15 protein-coding genes are annotated in these 13397 nt (G+C 65.8%); 7 read left to right on the top strand and 8 right to left on the bottom strand.

The features are described 5' to 3' along the window. The 3 genes from E2I15_RS29010 to mmsB all read left to right on the top strand — a co-directional run. The coding region (locus E2I15_RS29010) for a substrate-binding domain-containing protein (protein ID WP_155262618.1) at positions 1–652 on the top strand (652 nt) is incomplete at its 5' end. Positions 653–820: 168 nt separating this feature from the next. Beyond that, complete coding sequence (mmsA, locus tag E2I15_RS29000) at positions 821–2401, top strand: multiple monosaccharide ABC transporter ATP-binding protein (protein ID WP_137476309.1); 1581 nt, start codon at positions 821–823, stop codon at positions 2399–2401. Next, positions 2398–3588: a multiple monosaccharide ABC transporter permease gene (gene mmsB / locus E2I15_RS28995; RefSeq protein ID WP_137476308.1), complete on the top strand. Its 1191-nt coding sequence runs from the start codon at positions 2398–2400 to the stop codon at positions 3586–3588. Before mmsA ends, mmsB begins: the two co-directional genes overlap by 4 nt. Before the next feature lie 82 nt (positions 3589–3670). Here the strand turns inward: mmsB and E2I15_RS28990 are convergent, their stop codons facing one another. Next, positions 3671–5038 (bottom strand): glycosyltransferase family 87 protein, encoded by a 1368-nt coding sequence (locus E2I15_RS28990; RefSeq protein ID WP_170991374.1) that lies wholly within the window; start codon positions 5036–5038, stop codon positions 3671–3673. Between the two features lie 360 nt (positions 5039–5398). Between E2I15_RS28990 and E2I15_RS39895 the strand changes: the two genes are divergently transcribed. Continuing rightward, complete coding sequence (locus E2I15_RS39895; RefSeq protein ID WP_422109804.1) at positions 5399–5566, top strand: hypothetical protein; 168 nt, start codon at positions 5399–5401, stop codon at positions 5564–5566. A gap of 29 nt (positions 5567–5595) precedes the next feature. On the opposite strand, the gene E2I15_RS28980 is transcribed toward E2I15_RS39895, so the two are convergent. Further along, entirely contained in the window at positions 5596–6522 is a 927-nt protein-coding gene (locus E2I15_RS28980) for a GlxA family transcriptional regulator (RefSeq protein WP_137476306.1), read from the bottom strand. A gap of 104 nt (positions 6523–6626) precedes the next feature. Between E2I15_RS28980 and E2I15_RS28975 the strand changes: the two genes are divergently transcribed. Continuing rightward, positions 6627–7454, top strand: coding sequence for a dienelactone hydrolase family protein (locus E2I15_RS28975; RefSeq protein ID WP_137476305.1), 828 nt, complete (start codon positions 6627–6629; stop codon positions 7452–7454). Here the strand turns inward: E2I15_RS28975 and E2I15_RS28970 are convergent. The 5 genes from E2I15_RS28970 to cobU are packed head-to-tail and all read right to left on the bottom strand — an operon-like array spanning position 7437 to position 9887. Next, on the bottom strand, positions 7437–8183 hold the full coding sequence (locus tag E2I15_RS28970; RefSeq protein ID WP_137476304.1) for a CbtA family protein: 747 nt from the start codon (positions 8181–8183) through the stop codon (positions 7437–7439). The genes E2I15_RS28975 and E2I15_RS28970 overlap by 18 nt on opposite strands. A gap of 10 nt (positions 8184–8193) precedes the next feature. Beyond that, positions 8194–8406, bottom strand: a complete 213-nt coding sequence (locus E2I15_RS28965; protein WP_246667873.1) for a CbtB domain-containing protein — start codon at positions 8404–8406, stop codon at positions 8194–8196. After that, the gene (locus tag E2I15_RS28960) at positions 8403–8741 is read right to left on the bottom strand and encodes a hypothetical protein (RefSeq protein ID WP_137476303.1); all 339 of its coding nucleotides are present in this window, start codon (positions 8739–8741) and stop codon (positions 8403–8405) included. Before E2I15_RS28960 ends, E2I15_RS28965 begins: the two co-directional genes overlap by 4 nt. Continuing rightward, complete coding sequence (gene bluB / locus E2I15_RS28955) at positions 8719–9351, bottom strand: 5,6-dimethylbenzimidazole synthase (protein ID WP_137476578.1); 633 nt, start codon at positions 9349–9351, stop codon at positions 8719–8721. The genes E2I15_RS28960 and bluB overlap by 23 nt, the downstream gene beginning before the upstream one ends. A 32-nt stretch (positions 9352–9383) precedes the next feature. Then, on the bottom strand, positions 9384–9887 hold the full coding sequence (gene cobU, locus E2I15_RS28950; protein WP_137476302.1) for a bifunctional adenosylcobinamide kinase/adenosylcobinamide-phosphate guanylyltransferase: 504 nt from the start codon (positions 9885–9887) through the stop codon (positions 9384–9386). Positions 9888–10035: 148 nt separating this feature from the next. Between cobU and cbiB the strand changes: the two genes are divergently transcribed. Further along, positions 10036–10971 carry an adenosylcobinamide-phosphate synthase CbiB gene (gene cbiB, locus E2I15_RS28945; RefSeq protein ID WP_170991373.1) on the top strand — a complete coding sequence of 312 codons (936 nt, stop codon included), beginning with the start codon at positions 10036–10038 and terminating at the stop codon, positions 10969–10971. Positions 10972–10982: 11 nt separating this feature from the next. Further along, on the top strand, positions 10983–11948 hold the full coding sequence (cobD, locus tag E2I15_RS28940; protein WP_155262419.1) for a threonine-phosphate decarboxylase CobD: 966 nt from the start codon (positions 10983–10985) through the stop codon (positions 11946–11948). Here cobD and E2I15_RS28935 read toward each other — a convergent pair. Continuing rightward, positions 11945–13393 carry a cobyric acid synthase gene (locus E2I15_RS28935; protein ID WP_137476300.1) on the bottom strand — a complete coding sequence of 483 codons (1449 nt, stop codon included), beginning with the start codon at positions 13391–13393 and terminating at the stop codon, positions 11945–11947. The two genes, cobD and E2I15_RS28935, sit on opposite strands and share 4 nt — an antisense overlap. Between the last annotated feature and the right edge of the window lie 4 nt (positions 13394–13397).

Raw genomic sequence — 13397 nt, 5'->3', positions numbered from 1 at the left:
GCAGGCCCAGTCGATCGAGAACGCGCTCGGGCTCAAGGAGGGCAAGGGGCCTTTCAACATCGAGCTGTTCGGCGGTTCGCCCGACGACAACAATGCGTACTTCTTCTACGACGGCGCGATGTCGGTGTTGAAGCCGTATATCGACAGCGGCAAGCTCGTGGTCGGCAGCGGCCAGACGGGCATGAACAAGGTCGCGACGCTGCGCTGGGACGGCGCGACCGCGCAGGCGCGGATGGATAATCTGCTCAGTGCGTTCTACGGCAAGAAGCGCGTCGATGCGGTGCTGTCGCCCTATGACGGCCTGTCGATCGGCATCATCTCCTCGCTGAAGAGCGTTGGCTACGGCAGCAAGGACCAGCCGATGCCGTACATCAGCGGGCAGGATGCCGAAGTCCCCTCGATCAAGGCGATGCTGCGCGGCGAGCAATATTCAACCATCTTCAAGGATACCCGCGACCTCGCCAAGGTGACGGCCGACATGGTCGACGCCGTGCTGAGCAAGAAGGAGGTCAGCGTCAACGATACCAAGACCTACAACAACGGGGTCAAGGTAGTTCCGTCCTATCTCCTCAAGCCGGTCGTGGTGGATAAGGCCAATTGGGAGAAAGTCCTGATTGACAGCGGCTACTACAAGCGCTCGCAATTCGACTAGAGCGTTTTCGAGCGAAGTGGGTACCGGTTCGCGTGAGGAAAACGCGTCAAAACTGGAATCTGGAGCCCCGTTCCGATTTAATCGGAACGGAATAGGCTCTAGGGCTGACAGGCGGGTGAGCGGTGGCGAACCGCGCCGAGGCCGATCGACGCTGCGGGACATGATCCGATGACGGCTATGCTGGAGATGCGCGGCGTCAGCAAGAGCTTTGCCGGCGTGCAGGCGCTGCGCGAGGTCAGCTTCACCGTCGAGGCCGGTCAGATCCATGCGCTGGTCGGCGAAAACGGCGCCGGCAAGTCGACCTTGATGAAGGTGCTGAGCGGGGTCTATCCGGCCGGAAGCTACGATGGGTCGATCGTGTTCGACGGCGAGGAGCGGCGCTTCCGCGACATCAACGACAGCGAGGCGCTCGGGATCATCATCATCCATCAGGAGCTGGCGCTGATCCCGCTGATGTCGATTGCCGAGAACATCTTCCTGTCGCATCCGCCGTCGCGGTTCGGCGTCATCGACCGCAACGCGGTGCATCGGCGGACCGCCGAACTGTTGGCGCAGGTCGGCTTGCGGGAGCCGCCGGACACGCTGATCACCGACCTCGGCGTCGGCAAGCAGCAGCTCGTTGAAATCGCCAAGGCGCTGTCCAAGCGGGTGCGCCTCCTGATCCTCGACGAGCCGACCGCAAGCCTCAACGAGGCCGACAGCGCCGCCTTGCTCGAGCGGCTCCTGGCCTTCCGCGAGCAGGGCATCGCCTCGATCCTGATCTCGCACAAGCTGAACGAGGTTGCGCGCGTCGCCGACCGCATCACGGTGCTGCGCGACGGCCGCACCGTCGACAGCATCGACTGCCGGACCGAGCGCATCGAGGAGGACCGCATCATCCGCAGCATGGTCGACCGCGATCTCGCGCATCGTTTCCCCGAACGAAAGGCGGAGATCGGCGAACCCGTGATGACGGTGCAGAACTGGTCGGTGTATCACCCGCTGCATCCCGAGCGGCAGGTGATCAAGAACGTCGACTTCACGCTGCGGCGCGGCGAGGTGGTCGGCATCGCCGGCCTGATGGGCGCCGGCCGCACTGAGTTCGCGATGAGCCTGTTCGGCCGCGCCTGGGGCACCAACGTCTCCGGCAAGGTCCGCTTCGATGGACGCGAGGCCGATCTGTCCAGCGTGCCGGCCGCGATCGATGCCGGCATCGCCTATGTCACGGAAGACCGCAAGCAGCTCGGGCTGATCCTTGCCGCCGACGTCCGCAAGAACGTGACGGTGGCGAGCCTGCGCCAGGTGTCGGAACGCGGCGTGATCGACGATGTCGCCGAGCTGAAAGCCGCAAGCGACTACCGCACCCGGATGCGGATCCGCTGTTCCGACGTCTACCAGGCGACCGGCGACCTCTCGGGCGGCAACCAGCAGAAGGTCGTGCTGTCGAAATGGTTGATGACCGATCCGAGGGTGCTGCTGCTGGACGAGCCGACGCGCGGGGTCGACGTCGGGGCCAAATACGAGATCTACTCCATCATCAACGAGCTGGCCGAGGCCGGCAGGGGCGTCGTGGTGATCTCCTCGGAGATGCCCGAGCTGCTCGGCATCTGCGACCGGATCTGCGTGATGAATGACGGCGCCTTCGTCGGCGAGTTCGCGGCGCACGATGCGACGCAGGAGAAGATCATGCGCGCCATCATGCGCAATGTCAGAATGTCCGGACGCGGCGCCGACGAAAGAGCGGCACGCGCCGGAGGAGGGGCGCCATGACCGACAAGACGGTATCACTTCCCGAGACCCCCAGGCATTCCGGCTTCATCAAGAACAATCTGCGCAACTACGGCATGCTGCTGTCGCTGCTCGCGATCATGCTGTTCTTCGAGATCGTGACCGACGGCACGCTGTTGCAGCCGCTCAACCTCACCAATCTAGTGCTGCAGAACAGCTACATCGTCATCATGGCGCTCGGCATGCTGCTGGTGATCGTCACCGGGCATATCGATCTGTCGGTCGGCTCGGTCGCGGGCTTCGTCGGCGCCGTCGCGGCGGTGCTGATGGTGCGCTACCATGTCAGCTACCCGATCGCCTTCGTCGCCTGCCTTCTGGTCGGTGCCGCGATCGGCGCGGCACAGGGCTATTGGGTGGCCTATTTCGGCATTCCGTCCTTCATCGTGACGCTGGCGGGCATGCTCGTGTTCAAGGGCCTCGCGCTCGCGGTGCTGCAGGGCCAGTCGGTCGGGCCGTTCCCGCCGACCTTCCAGAAGCTGTCGTCGGGCTTCATCCCCGAGCTGTTCCCGAGCGCCGGCACGCTCTATCCGACGTCGCTCGCGATCGGCATCGTCCTGGCGTTTGTCCTGGTGCTGGCCACCGCCAGGAGCCGGGCGCGCGAGCAGGCGCACGGCATTGCCGTCGAGCCCTACGCGTTTTTCATCGTCAAGAGCATCGCGCTGGCGGGTGCGGTGCTCTACTTCACCTATCTGATCGCCTCGCATCGCGGCCTGCCCAACGTGCTCGTGATCATGACCGTCCTGATCGCGCTCTATGGCTTCGTCACGCGGCGGACGGTGATCGGTCGGCAGATCTACGCCGTGGGCGGCAATGCCAAGGCGGCGAAGCTGTCTGGTGTCAAGACCGAACGGCTCACCTTCTTTACCTTCGTCAATATGGGCGTGCTGGCCGCGCTCGCCGGGCTGGTGTTCGCAGCCCGGCTCAACACCGCGACGCCGAAGGCCGGTCTCGGCTTCGAGCTCGATGTGATCGCCGCCTGCTTCATCGGCGGTGCGTCGGCCTATGGCGGCGTCGGCCGGGTCGGCGGCGCGGTGGTCGGTGCCATGATCATGGGCGTCATGAACAACGGCATGTCGATCCTCGGTATCGGCATCGATTATCAGCAAGTGATCAAGGGCCTCGTCCTGCTCGGCGCCGTCTGCATCGATGTCTACAACCAGCGCCGCTGACCGCCACGCAGTCATGACTTCACGATAGGGGGCGCAACTCTTCCCGTGCGTCGTCCCGGCGAGGCTTGCGCCGTCGGGCAAATCAGTGATTGGCGATTTCGGCCGGAGCATCCAGGAGTGGCAGATGCCTGATGCGGCGCACGACGAGGATGGCAATTGCGGCAGCGGCGATCGGTGCCAGTTGCAGGCCGTTGGCGCCCGCGGGCACCATGGCGAATGGCGTCAAATAAAGCGCAGCGAGGGCGATGCGTTCATAGGGCAGCCAGCCCTGCGCAAGCGCCTGCGCGATCAGCCACGCGCCCGGGATCGCCAGGATCACGACCTCATAGTTGCCCAGCGACGGCACGCACAGGCCGGTCATCGCCACCATCAGCGCGATCTCGGCGGCGCCGCCGGGACGTTTTCGCAGCACCAGGAACAGGACGACGATCGCGATCGCGGCTGTGGTTACCTGGACGAGCCAGGCCGTGCTGCTGGATCCGCCGGCCAGCCTGACCGCGGCATAGGGACTGGCGAACTTCTCGAAACCGGGTCCGCCGCCGAGGCTCCAGGCGCTCGCCTCCGGCAGCACGGCAACGAACTTGATCCACGGGTCGATCCCGAAGATGGCGGTGGCCGCCAGCACGAGCACGAGCGTCGTTGCGGCCGCCGCGGCGAGCGCGCGCCAGCGCCGCGTCAGGATCAGCAGCAGCGGCGCAAGCAGGGCGATCTGCGGCTTGTAGCTGAAGCACCCGAGCAGCACGCCGGCGATCACCGGGTAGCGGTCCAGCGTGACGGCCGATCCGCCGAGCAGGGCCGCCGAGAACAGCGAATTCTGTCCGAACAGCGCGCATACCCACACGCCGGGAAAGGCGAGTGCGGGAACGACGGAGCCGCGCTCGAGCATGGCTCTCACCGCGGCTGCATAGGCGGCGCCGGTCGCGAAGATCCAGATGACGGCCGCCGTTGCAAAGGGAACCAGTGCGAAGGGCATCCAGAACAACAGCGAGGTCGGCGGGTAGAAGAACGGTGCGTAGGTGTTCTGACCGAGCACGGCCGCTATGGCGGCGCGGCCTGCGTCGCCATAGGCGTCGCCGGCGCGGCCTTCGAGCGCGAGCTTTGCCGCCGTCCAGAACGCCGCGAAATCATGGCCGACATCCATCGTCGGCGCAGCCCATGGGATGATCGCGATGCAGCCGATGAACAGGACGAGAAATACGCGGGTGAAGGCGGTGACACGGTCAGCCGTGAGCCAGTCGGCCTCGCGTAGCGCGGAGGCCAGCGCGCCCGCGTCCGACCGCGGTGAATGCGCGATTGCCGCCTGCGGCCGACCTGTGGACGCGCTTGACATCCGGCCGATGGTTGCGCGCGGCATCATCGTGCCACGATCCGCGTCATTCGCCGCGGGGTGACGCGCGGCGTCTTCAGCGAAGGCCAGCCCGTGTCCCTCGAGGTCCGACTTCTGCGACATCGGCCGCTTCATCCCAATCGCGTCGTGCACGCGCAACATGTGGATCAAATCGTCTAAGGTTGCGTAAACCCGATCGTTGCAATTGGCCGCGGCGCAATCGGAACCGATGATCGACATTGCCCCTTGTCCGCGGCCTGTCACGCCGCGCATGGTAAATGAACCCGCAACGCCGGCGGAGCGCGCGGCGCTGGATGCGGCGCCCGACGGTCAAGGTTCATCGCGAATGGCGGTATTGCAGCAGTTCGGCCACGACATCTGGATTGCCGGGGGGCCGAACCTTGCGGTCGCCGGCTTTCACTATCCGACCCGGATGGCCGTCGTCAGATTATCGGACGGCGGCCTCTTCATCTGGTCGCGTCGGTGCCGCGCAAGTTCCGCGTTGCCTTCACGGGCCGCCGCGCCGCGCGTGCCGCCTTGCAAAGGATTCTGGCGTGGCCCGCCGAAAAGGTGCTGATGGCCCATGGAACGCCAGTCGAAGAGGATGCGCCGGCCTTCTTGCGCCGCGCCTTCGCGTGGCTCTCGGGCTGATGATTTCATCGCGGATGCGGCGTTGGGGATCAACCGCCTGAGCGGAAATGCCGCGGCGAATGCCGCGTTTCGCGGCGGATCAGCCGGCGGAGGGTCGATGGCTCGGCATATCCAACCTTGCCCGCGATCTGTTCGACCGAAAGGCGCGTGGTCTCGAGCAACGACCGCGCCGTCTCGATCCTGATGCGTTGCACGAATTGAATGGGCGACAGGCCGCAGATCGATTCGAGCCGTCTGGCAAATGTCCGCGGCGCGAGCGCGGCGGCGGCGGCGACGTCCCCGATCGTAAAGTCGCGCGCGATGTTGCTGCGGACCCATTTCTCGGCCCTGGCGACCTTGGGATCCTGGCTGGCAAGATAGTTGATCGCCATGAACGGCGCCTGCGAATGCCGCTCGCCAAGCAGCAAATAGTTGGCGCAGCCCTTGGCCAGCGCCGGGCTGCCGAAACGCGTGATTACCGCAAGCATCAGGTCCATCTGCGCCATCGCCGCGCCGGCGGTTGCGATCGGCCAGTCGGCGACCACCATCCGCTCCGTCATCAGTTCGACATTCGGATAGCGTTGCCGAAACAGCGGCGCGAACCACCATGTCGTGGTCGCTCGCTTGCCGTCGAGCAGGCCGGTCTCCGCCAGCAGGAAACTGCTGGCGCAGGACGCGGCGAGCATCGCGCCGTTCGCGAACGCCGTGACCAGCATGTCGCGGGCGTGCCGACATGCCGGTGTCGCCAGCTTCCGTTCCAGTTCGCCGGCCGAAGCCGAGCCGAGCCCGGGAACGATGACGAGGTCGGCGCCGCGCAATCGGCCGGCGTGCCGCCTCGGCCCATAACGCAGCGTCAGCACCTCGAAGCGCGCGCGCTTCGAGGTGCTGATCCGGTTGGCGGTCGCCAGCACGTCGTGGGTGATGGCGGCCGCCGACGCGAGGCAGCCGTCGATCTCGACAACCGCGACCTTGGTCATGTCATAAAATCCGCGATCAATGTCATTTTTGACACTAGCTGCCGGGTTGGAAAATCGCAACTCTGACGCCGAGACGCTGCCGATCTCGATCAGGAGAACCGCGGATGCCGAACCGGCCGATGACCCAGGACGATCCGCTCGATGATTTCGAGCGCCGCCAGATTACCCTCGATGGGGCCGGCAAGACCGTCCATGTCGGCGGCGCAGGTCCTGCGGTGATCGTGATGGCGGAGATGCCGGGCATCAGCCCGCATGTGGCGCGCTTCGCCCGCTGGGTTCGCGATGCCGGATTCACCGTCTATATGCCCTCGCTGTTCGGCCGTGACGGCGCGGTCGCGAGCGCGGAGGAGGGCGCTGCGGTGTTTCAGCGCGCCTGCGTCAGCAGGGAGTTTCGTGCGATGGCCGCAAACCAGTCCAGTCCCGTGACGCAATGGCTGCGCGCGCTGGCGCAATTTGCCCATGGCGAATGCGGCGGTCCCGGTGTCGGGGCCATCGGGATGTGCTTTACCGGCAATTTCGCGCTCACCATGATGCTGGAGCCGTCGATGCTGGCGCCGGTGCTTTCGCAGCCGTCATTGCCATTGAACGATCCGGCGGGCATCGAGATCGCGCCGGAGCAAGTCAAAGCGGTGCGCGAGCGGTTGGAGCGCGAGGACCTGACCGTGCTGGCCTATCGCTTTGAGGGCGACAAGTTCTGCATGGCGCAGCGCTTTGCGGCCTATCGCGAGGCGCTCGGCGACCGCTTCATCGGGCGAGTGCTTGCCGACAGCGCGGCGAACCGCGATGTGCCGCCGTTCTTCCGGAATTTCGTCACGACACCGCACAGCGTCGTGACCGTGCATCTGATCGACGAGGCGGGCCAGCCGACCATCGCGGCCCGCGATGAGATCCTGGCGTTTTTTAGGCAGCGGCTGTCAACCGCGAGCGGATGAGCCCGGCCGATCGAAATAGGCGAATGCGGCGCTCGTCAGGCTGCCCAGCAGGGACCAGAACACCAGGCTGGTCAGCGTGACGGCGACCACGAACTGATGCGACAGGGACGAAGGCACGCTGGTCTCAACATGCTCCAGCTCGGGCGCGCCGATCAGATGCGGCAGCATGATCAGGACCACGCCGGCGATGGCGGCCGGCATCGAGCGTCGGAACACGATCAGCCCGAGGCCGGCAGCGGTCGCCAGCACCGCCGTCACCCACCAGATCTGGCGCGAGAGCAATGGAGCGGTGGGGACCCCCGGCAATTCGGGCGGCAGTCCGAGGCCCGGCGCGATGGTGAAGACGGCAAAACCCGCAAGGCCCCACATCAAGCCTTCATGCCACGAGATCTGCTCGCCGGTCGCGCCGCCGCGAACCGCGAGAAAGCCGCAGAGCAGGAGCGCAAAGCCGATCGCGGTCAGGATGTTCGCCCCCGCGGTATAGACGTTGCGTTCCAGACCGTCGCGCGGCTCCCAGGCCTCCGCGCCATGATCATGATCCGCATGATCGTGGACGAGGATCGCCTGCGGTGGCGCGGCGGCTTCGTGCTTGTGCGCGGCCGCCTTCTCATAGACCTCGGCCCTGAGGATCAGGGGAACGGTGCCGAATTGCTGGACCGCGGTGACGATCAGGCCGACGATGAACCCGGCAATGACCGACGAGAAGACGATCGAGCGAAACGTGCTCATGCCGACAAGGTCAGTGGCAGGGGAAGGCGTTGGAATGGCGCACGTCATGCGCGACGTTGTGGATCACGTCGATGTGCGAGAAGCCGACGACGCCGACGATGAACAGGCCAAGGGTCATGGCCATCAACGATTGTGCAAGCCGTCCGACCTGTCGGGTAGCGATCGGCAGATGTGTGACCTGAGCTTGAGTAACTTGGGATTGCGCGGTCTGGGACTGGCTCATGGTCGTTCTCCACATTCGATTTGATCGGCTTCTAGCAGCTTTCGCGTGATGTCGCGACTGGTAAGATGCAAATTTGTTCCAGGGAGAATGCGCTTGCGCTCGATCTTGGCGCGTGCAGCTGCCTTGAAGGCGTCTTCATAGCGCTCGAAATAGTCGATGCAGGCCTCCGGCACCGGCTCCGCGCCGAGCAACGTCCGAAACGCGCCCCGATGCACCACGCAGATGGCGCGGTGATCCGGGACTGGAAAGACCAGGGAGGCGATGTCGGTGCGCCATTGAACGCCGCCATTCGCGGCGGCGTCCTCTGCGCCGTCAGCGTCGGATGGTGAATTCATCCGGACCTCGCCGCGATTCCCACTTGGCCTGTTCGAGCTCCGGACGGTCGCATTCGGTCTGGGGGTAACCGATGCAGAGATAGCCGATAAATTTCCAGGAGTGCGGGATTTCCAGAACGTCATGAATGCGTTCTGGATTGAGGATCGATACCCAGCCGATGCCGATGCCTTCGGCGCGCGCGGCAAGCCACATCGAGCAGATCGCGGCTACCACCGAATATTCCGACGTCTCCGGCATCGTCGCGCGGCCGAGACCGGCGCCGATCTGGTCGGTCTTCTCGGCAAACACGGCGAGATGGCCCGGCGCCTCCTCGAGGCCTGATAATTTCAACGCGGCATATTTGGCGGCGCGCTCGCCCGAATAGGACCGCAGCGCATCGGCGTTGCAGGCCTTGAAGTCGTCGATGACCGCGCGGCGGCGCGCCGCATCGTCGACAATGACGAACCGCCAGGGTTGGCTCAGGCCGACCGAAGGCGACAGGCAGGCGATCTCGATCAGCCGCTCGATCGCGCCATCCGGCAGCGGATCGGTTCGGAAGCGCCGCACGTCGCGCCGCCACACGAACAGCTCATGCAGCTGGCGGCGAAACGCATCGTCGAATGAGACCATCGCGGGGCCCTTGGCAGGATCGATCTCGGACTTCATTTAAGCTTCATCGGCAGGCCCGCAACGACGAACTCGACCTCGTCTGCGATGCCGGCGATAGTCTGGTTCATGGTTCCTGCGGCATCGCGGAAAGTCCGCGCCAATGCATTGTCCGGCACGATGCCGAGACCGACCTCGTTGGTGACCAGCACGACCGGGCTGTGCTGGCGCGACAGCGCACCCGCCAGCCGCGTCACGTCCTGCGACCAGTCGCGCCCGGCATGCAGCAAATTGGATAGCCAGAGCGTCAGACAATCGACCAGCCTCGCGCCGCCGCCATCGGTCTCGGACAGCACGTCAACGAGATCGAGCGGCACCTCGCGCTCGATCCAGTCGCTGCCGCGCCGCGTGCGATGCTTGGCGATCCGCTCCTCCATTTCCGCGTCGAGCGCCTCGGCGGTCGCGATATAGACCGGCTGTCCCGGAAAGCTGCGCGCACGAAGTTCGGCGCGCCGGCTCTTGCCGGACCGGGCTCCCCCCGTGATCAGAATGACGGCCATATCATCTCCTGTGCGACCGGTACGCACGTCGTTCGGAAACGCTCTAACCACCAATCGCGGAGAAAGACAAAGCCGAAATCCGTTACGGAGGGCTTGCGCTCGGCCGATGTCTTGCGCATCAGGGGGATCGCGGCGAGGAGAGGGTAGCGTGGGTTTTGCGGGAGCGATGGCGGTGGCGATGGCGGTGGATGCCTTGATCGGCTGGCCGACGTGGCTGTTTGCACGTATCGGCCATCCCGTGACCTGGCTCGGCCGGCTGATCAATGTTGTCGATAGCGCCTGGAACCGTGCCTCCGACCCGCCGGCGTTCCGGTGCGTGGCTGGCGTCGCGGCCGCGATCTCGGTGATCGCGCTGATGGTTGCGCTCGGTTGGGCCGTTCAGTCCGTGCTTGCATCCGGATGGGTTCGCGTTGTCCTTGTCGGTGTCCTGGCGTGGCCGCTGGTTGCCGTGCGCTCGCTGCATGACCATGTCGCCGCGGTGGCAAGTCCTCTTCTATCCGGCGACATCACGGCCGCGCGTTCGGCGGTCGCGCAGATTGTCGGACGTGATCCGGCAACGCTCGACGATGCCGGCATTGCGCGCGCCGCCATCGAGAGCCTCGCTGAGAATGCATCCGACGGCATCGTGGCGCCGGTGTTCTGGGGCGCGCTGTTCGGCCTGCCGGGAATCCTTGGCTACAAGGCGATCAACACGCTGGACTCGATGATTGGCCACCGCACCGAGCGGCACGAAGCCTTTGGCTGGGCAGCCGCACGGATCGACGATCTCGCCAATCTCGTTCCGGCACGGCTGACCGGGCTGCTGTTCGTGCTGCTCGCGCCGAACCGTTCGCAGGCGTGGTCATGCATGTTGCGCGATGCGCATCGGCATCGTTCGCCGAATGCCGGCTGGCCGGAAGCCGCGATGGCCGGCGCGCTCGGCGTGCGGCTCAGCGGTCCCCGCATCTATCACGGTCGCATCGCCGATGAACCCTGGCTGAACGAGGGGGCGCGCGATCCGGCTGGTGCTGACGTCCTCACCGGGCTGAAACTCTATCGTTACGCCATGATGCTGTTGGCTGCGGCGTTCGTGGCGCTGGCGTGAAGGAGCGGCGCATGCGTGAGCACGGCGGGAATCTGGATGTCGCCCAGCAGCGCTTCGGCGGCGCCGCGGACGAATGGATCGACCTGTCGACCGGGATCAATCGGGTGCCGTATCCCCTGGTCGATGTCGAGCCGCGGCATTGGAGCGCGTTGCCGTCGCGATCCGATCTTGAATCGCTGCACGACGCCGCGCGGCAGGCCTATGCCACCGACGCGCCGATGGTGGCGATGGGCGGTGCGCAGGCCACCATTCAGTTGCTGCCGCATCTGGCGTCTCGCGGCCGGGCGCGGATCCTGGCGCCGACCTACAATGAGTATGCCGCGGTGTTGTCGGCCGCCGGCTGGGACGTCGCCGAGATGTCCGATCTCGCCGCGCTCGCGGGAGCGGACATTGCCGTCGTCGTCAATCCGAACAATCCCGATGGACAACGCCACGATCGGCAGGAGTTGCTGGCCCTGTTGCCGCGCGTTGGCCGGCTCGTCATCGACGAGAGCTTTGCGGACGCCGTTCCTGACCTGTCTCTTGCACCGGAAGCAGGACGCGCGGGGCTCCTGATCCTGCGCTCATTCGGCAAGTTTTACGGACTTGCCGGCCTGCGCCTCGGCTTCGCGATCGGCAGCGAGGCGGACATCGCCGCGCTTGCCGCAATGGCGGGCCCATGGCCGGTTTCGGGCGCCGCGATTGCGATCGGACGACGCGCGTTGCTCGATCGCGACTGGGCAAAGGCGACAACCGCGCGGCTCGCGGACGACTGCGTCAGGCTCGACGCGGCGACGCGAGCGCAGGGCTGGACGCTGCTCGGCGGCACGCCGCTGTTTCGTCTTTATGAAGTCGGCGATGCGCTGGCCGCGCAGGAGAAGCTTGCCCGCGGCCAGATCTGGTCGCGGGTTTTCCGGCAGAAGCCGGGGTGGTTGCGGCTGGGCTTGCCGGGCAGCGAGGCCGAATGGTCGCGTCTTTCCGCCGTGCTGTCCGTTTAACGCGCCAGCGCGAGCAGGCCTTCGACATCGAGATGGGTCTCGATGTGCTCGGCAAGCGCATCGAGCGCGTTCTCGACCCTGGCGCCGTAGGGCTGATCAGCCGCCGCGATGTCGAGTTGCGCGAGGAAAGCCTTGCGAAATTCGTCCGAGGCGAACAGGCCGTGCAGATAGCTGCCGTGAACGCGCCCGTCGCTGGAAACGGCACCTTCGGCTGCGCCGTCGAGCGATGCGAAGGGCCGGCTGCGATCCGGGCCGTCGGTACGTCCGATGTGGATTTCGTAGGCGCTGATCGGTTGATCGGTCGCAGCATGCACTGCGCTGACGCGGGTCAGGGTCTTCTGCTCGCTCATGACAGTCGTGACATCGAGCAGCCCGAGGCCGCGCGTTTCGCCGGCAGGACCCTCGATCCCATCGGGGTCGGCGACGCTCTGCCCGAGCATCTGGTAGCCTCCGCACAGGCCGAGGACATGGCCGCCGCGGCGATGATGGGCCAAGAGATCGATGTCCCAGCCCTGCGTGCGCAGGAAGGCGAGATCGCCGCGGGTCGATTTCGAGCCAGGCAGGATGACGAGCTTCGCATCACCCGGGATGGCTTCGCCCGGACGTACCATCACGAGATCGACGCCAGGCTCGAGCTTGAGCGGATCGAGGTCGTCGAAATTGGCGATCCGCGACAGCGCAAGGAATGCGATCTTGCGCTGGCCCGGCTTGCGCGCCTCGCCGAGCCCGAGCGCATCTTCGGCCGGAAGCTCGCCGGCGCGGACGAACCAGGGCAGCACGCCAAAGCCGTGCCAGGTGGTGCGCTCTTCGATCAGGCGGTAGCCATCATCGAACAATGTCGGATCGCCGCGGAATTTGTTGATGACAAAGCCCTGGATCATCGCGGCATCGTCGGGATCGATCACCGTCTTGATGCCGACGAGCTGCGCGATCACGCCGCCGCGGTCGATGTCGCCGACCAGCACCACGGGCACGTCAGCCCGACGTGCAAAGCCCATATTGGCGATATCGGCTTTGCGTAAATTAATCTCGGCGGGGCTGCCGGCGCCCTCGACCAGCACCAGATCGGCGCGCGCCTTCAGGCGCGCAAAACTCTCCAGCACCGCGGCCATCAGCGACGGTTTCATGCCGGCATATTCGCGCGCGCGTGCGGTGGCGATCCGTTTGCCGTGCACGATGATCTGGGCGCCGACATCGCTCTCGGGCTTGAGCAGCACCGGGTTCATGTCGGTGTGCGGCTCGACGCCGGCGGCGAGCGCCTGCAAGGCCTGCGCGCGGCCGATCTCGCCGCCGTCGACGGTCACCGCCGCGTTGTTCGACATGTTCTGCGGCTTGAACGGCAGCACGCGCAGGCCGCGCCGTCGGGCGGCGCGCGCAAGGCCGGCGACGATGAGCGATTTGCCCACGTCGGAACCTGCTCCCTGGATCATCAATGCGCGCGCCATGGTG

The organism is Bradyrhizobium sp. BR2003 (genome assembly GCF_009720285.1).
Classification (GTDB): domain Bacteria; phylum Pseudomonadota; class Alphaproteobacteria; order Rhizobiales; family Xanthobacteraceae; genus Bradyrhizobium; species Bradyrhizobium elkanii.
The sequence above is the reverse complement of the archived record's forward strand: the minus strand, read 5'-3'. Positions and strand labels throughout refer to the sequence as shown.

Coding starts and splice junctions, on each gene's coding strand:
- E2I15_RS28970 (WP_137476304.1), bottom strand. CDS start 8,183: ATGAGCACGTTTCGCTCGATCGTCTTCTCGTCGGTCATTGCCGGGTTC.
- E2I15_RS28980 (WP_137476306.1), bottom strand. CDS start 6,522: ATGACCAAGGTCGCGGTTGTCGAGATCGACGGCTGCCTCGCGTCGGCG.
- mmsA (WP_137476309.1), top strand. CDS start 821: ATGACGGCTATGCTGGAGATGCGCGGCGTCAGCAAGAGCTTTGCCGGC.
- E2I15_RS28960 (WP_137476303.1), bottom strand. CDS start 8,741: ATGAATTCACCATCCGACGCTGACGGCGCAGAGGACGCCGCCGCGAAT.
- E2I15_RS28965 (WP_246667873.1), bottom strand. CDS start 8,406: ATGAGCCAGTCCCAGACCGCGCAATCCCAAGTTACTCAAGCTCAGGTC.
- E2I15_RS28975 (WP_137476305.1), top strand. CDS start 6,627: ATGCCGAACCGGCCGATGACCCAGGACGATCCGCTCGATGATTTCGAG.
- bluB (WP_137476578.1), bottom strand. CDS start 9,351: ATGGTCTCATTCGACGATGCGTTTCGCCGCCAGCTGCATGAGCTGTTC.
- cobD (WP_155262419.1), top strand. CDS start 10,983: ATGCGTGAGCACGGCGGGAATCTGGATGTCGCCCAGCAGCGCTTCGGC.
- mmsB (WP_137476308.1), top strand. CDS start 2,398: ATGACCGACAAGACGGTATCACTTCCCGAGACCCCCAGGCATTCCGGC.
- E2I15_RS28935 (WP_137476300.1), bottom strand. CDS start 13,393: ATGGCGCGCGCATTGATGATCCAGGGAGCAGGTTCCGACGTGGGCAAA.
- cobU (WP_137476302.1), bottom strand. CDS start 9,887: ATGGCCGTCATTCTGATCACGGGGGGAGCCCGGTCCGGCAAGAGCCGG.
- E2I15_RS28990 (WP_170991374.1), bottom strand. CDS start 5,038: ATGTCGCAGAAGTCGGACCTCGAGGGACACGGGCTGGCCTTCGCTGAA.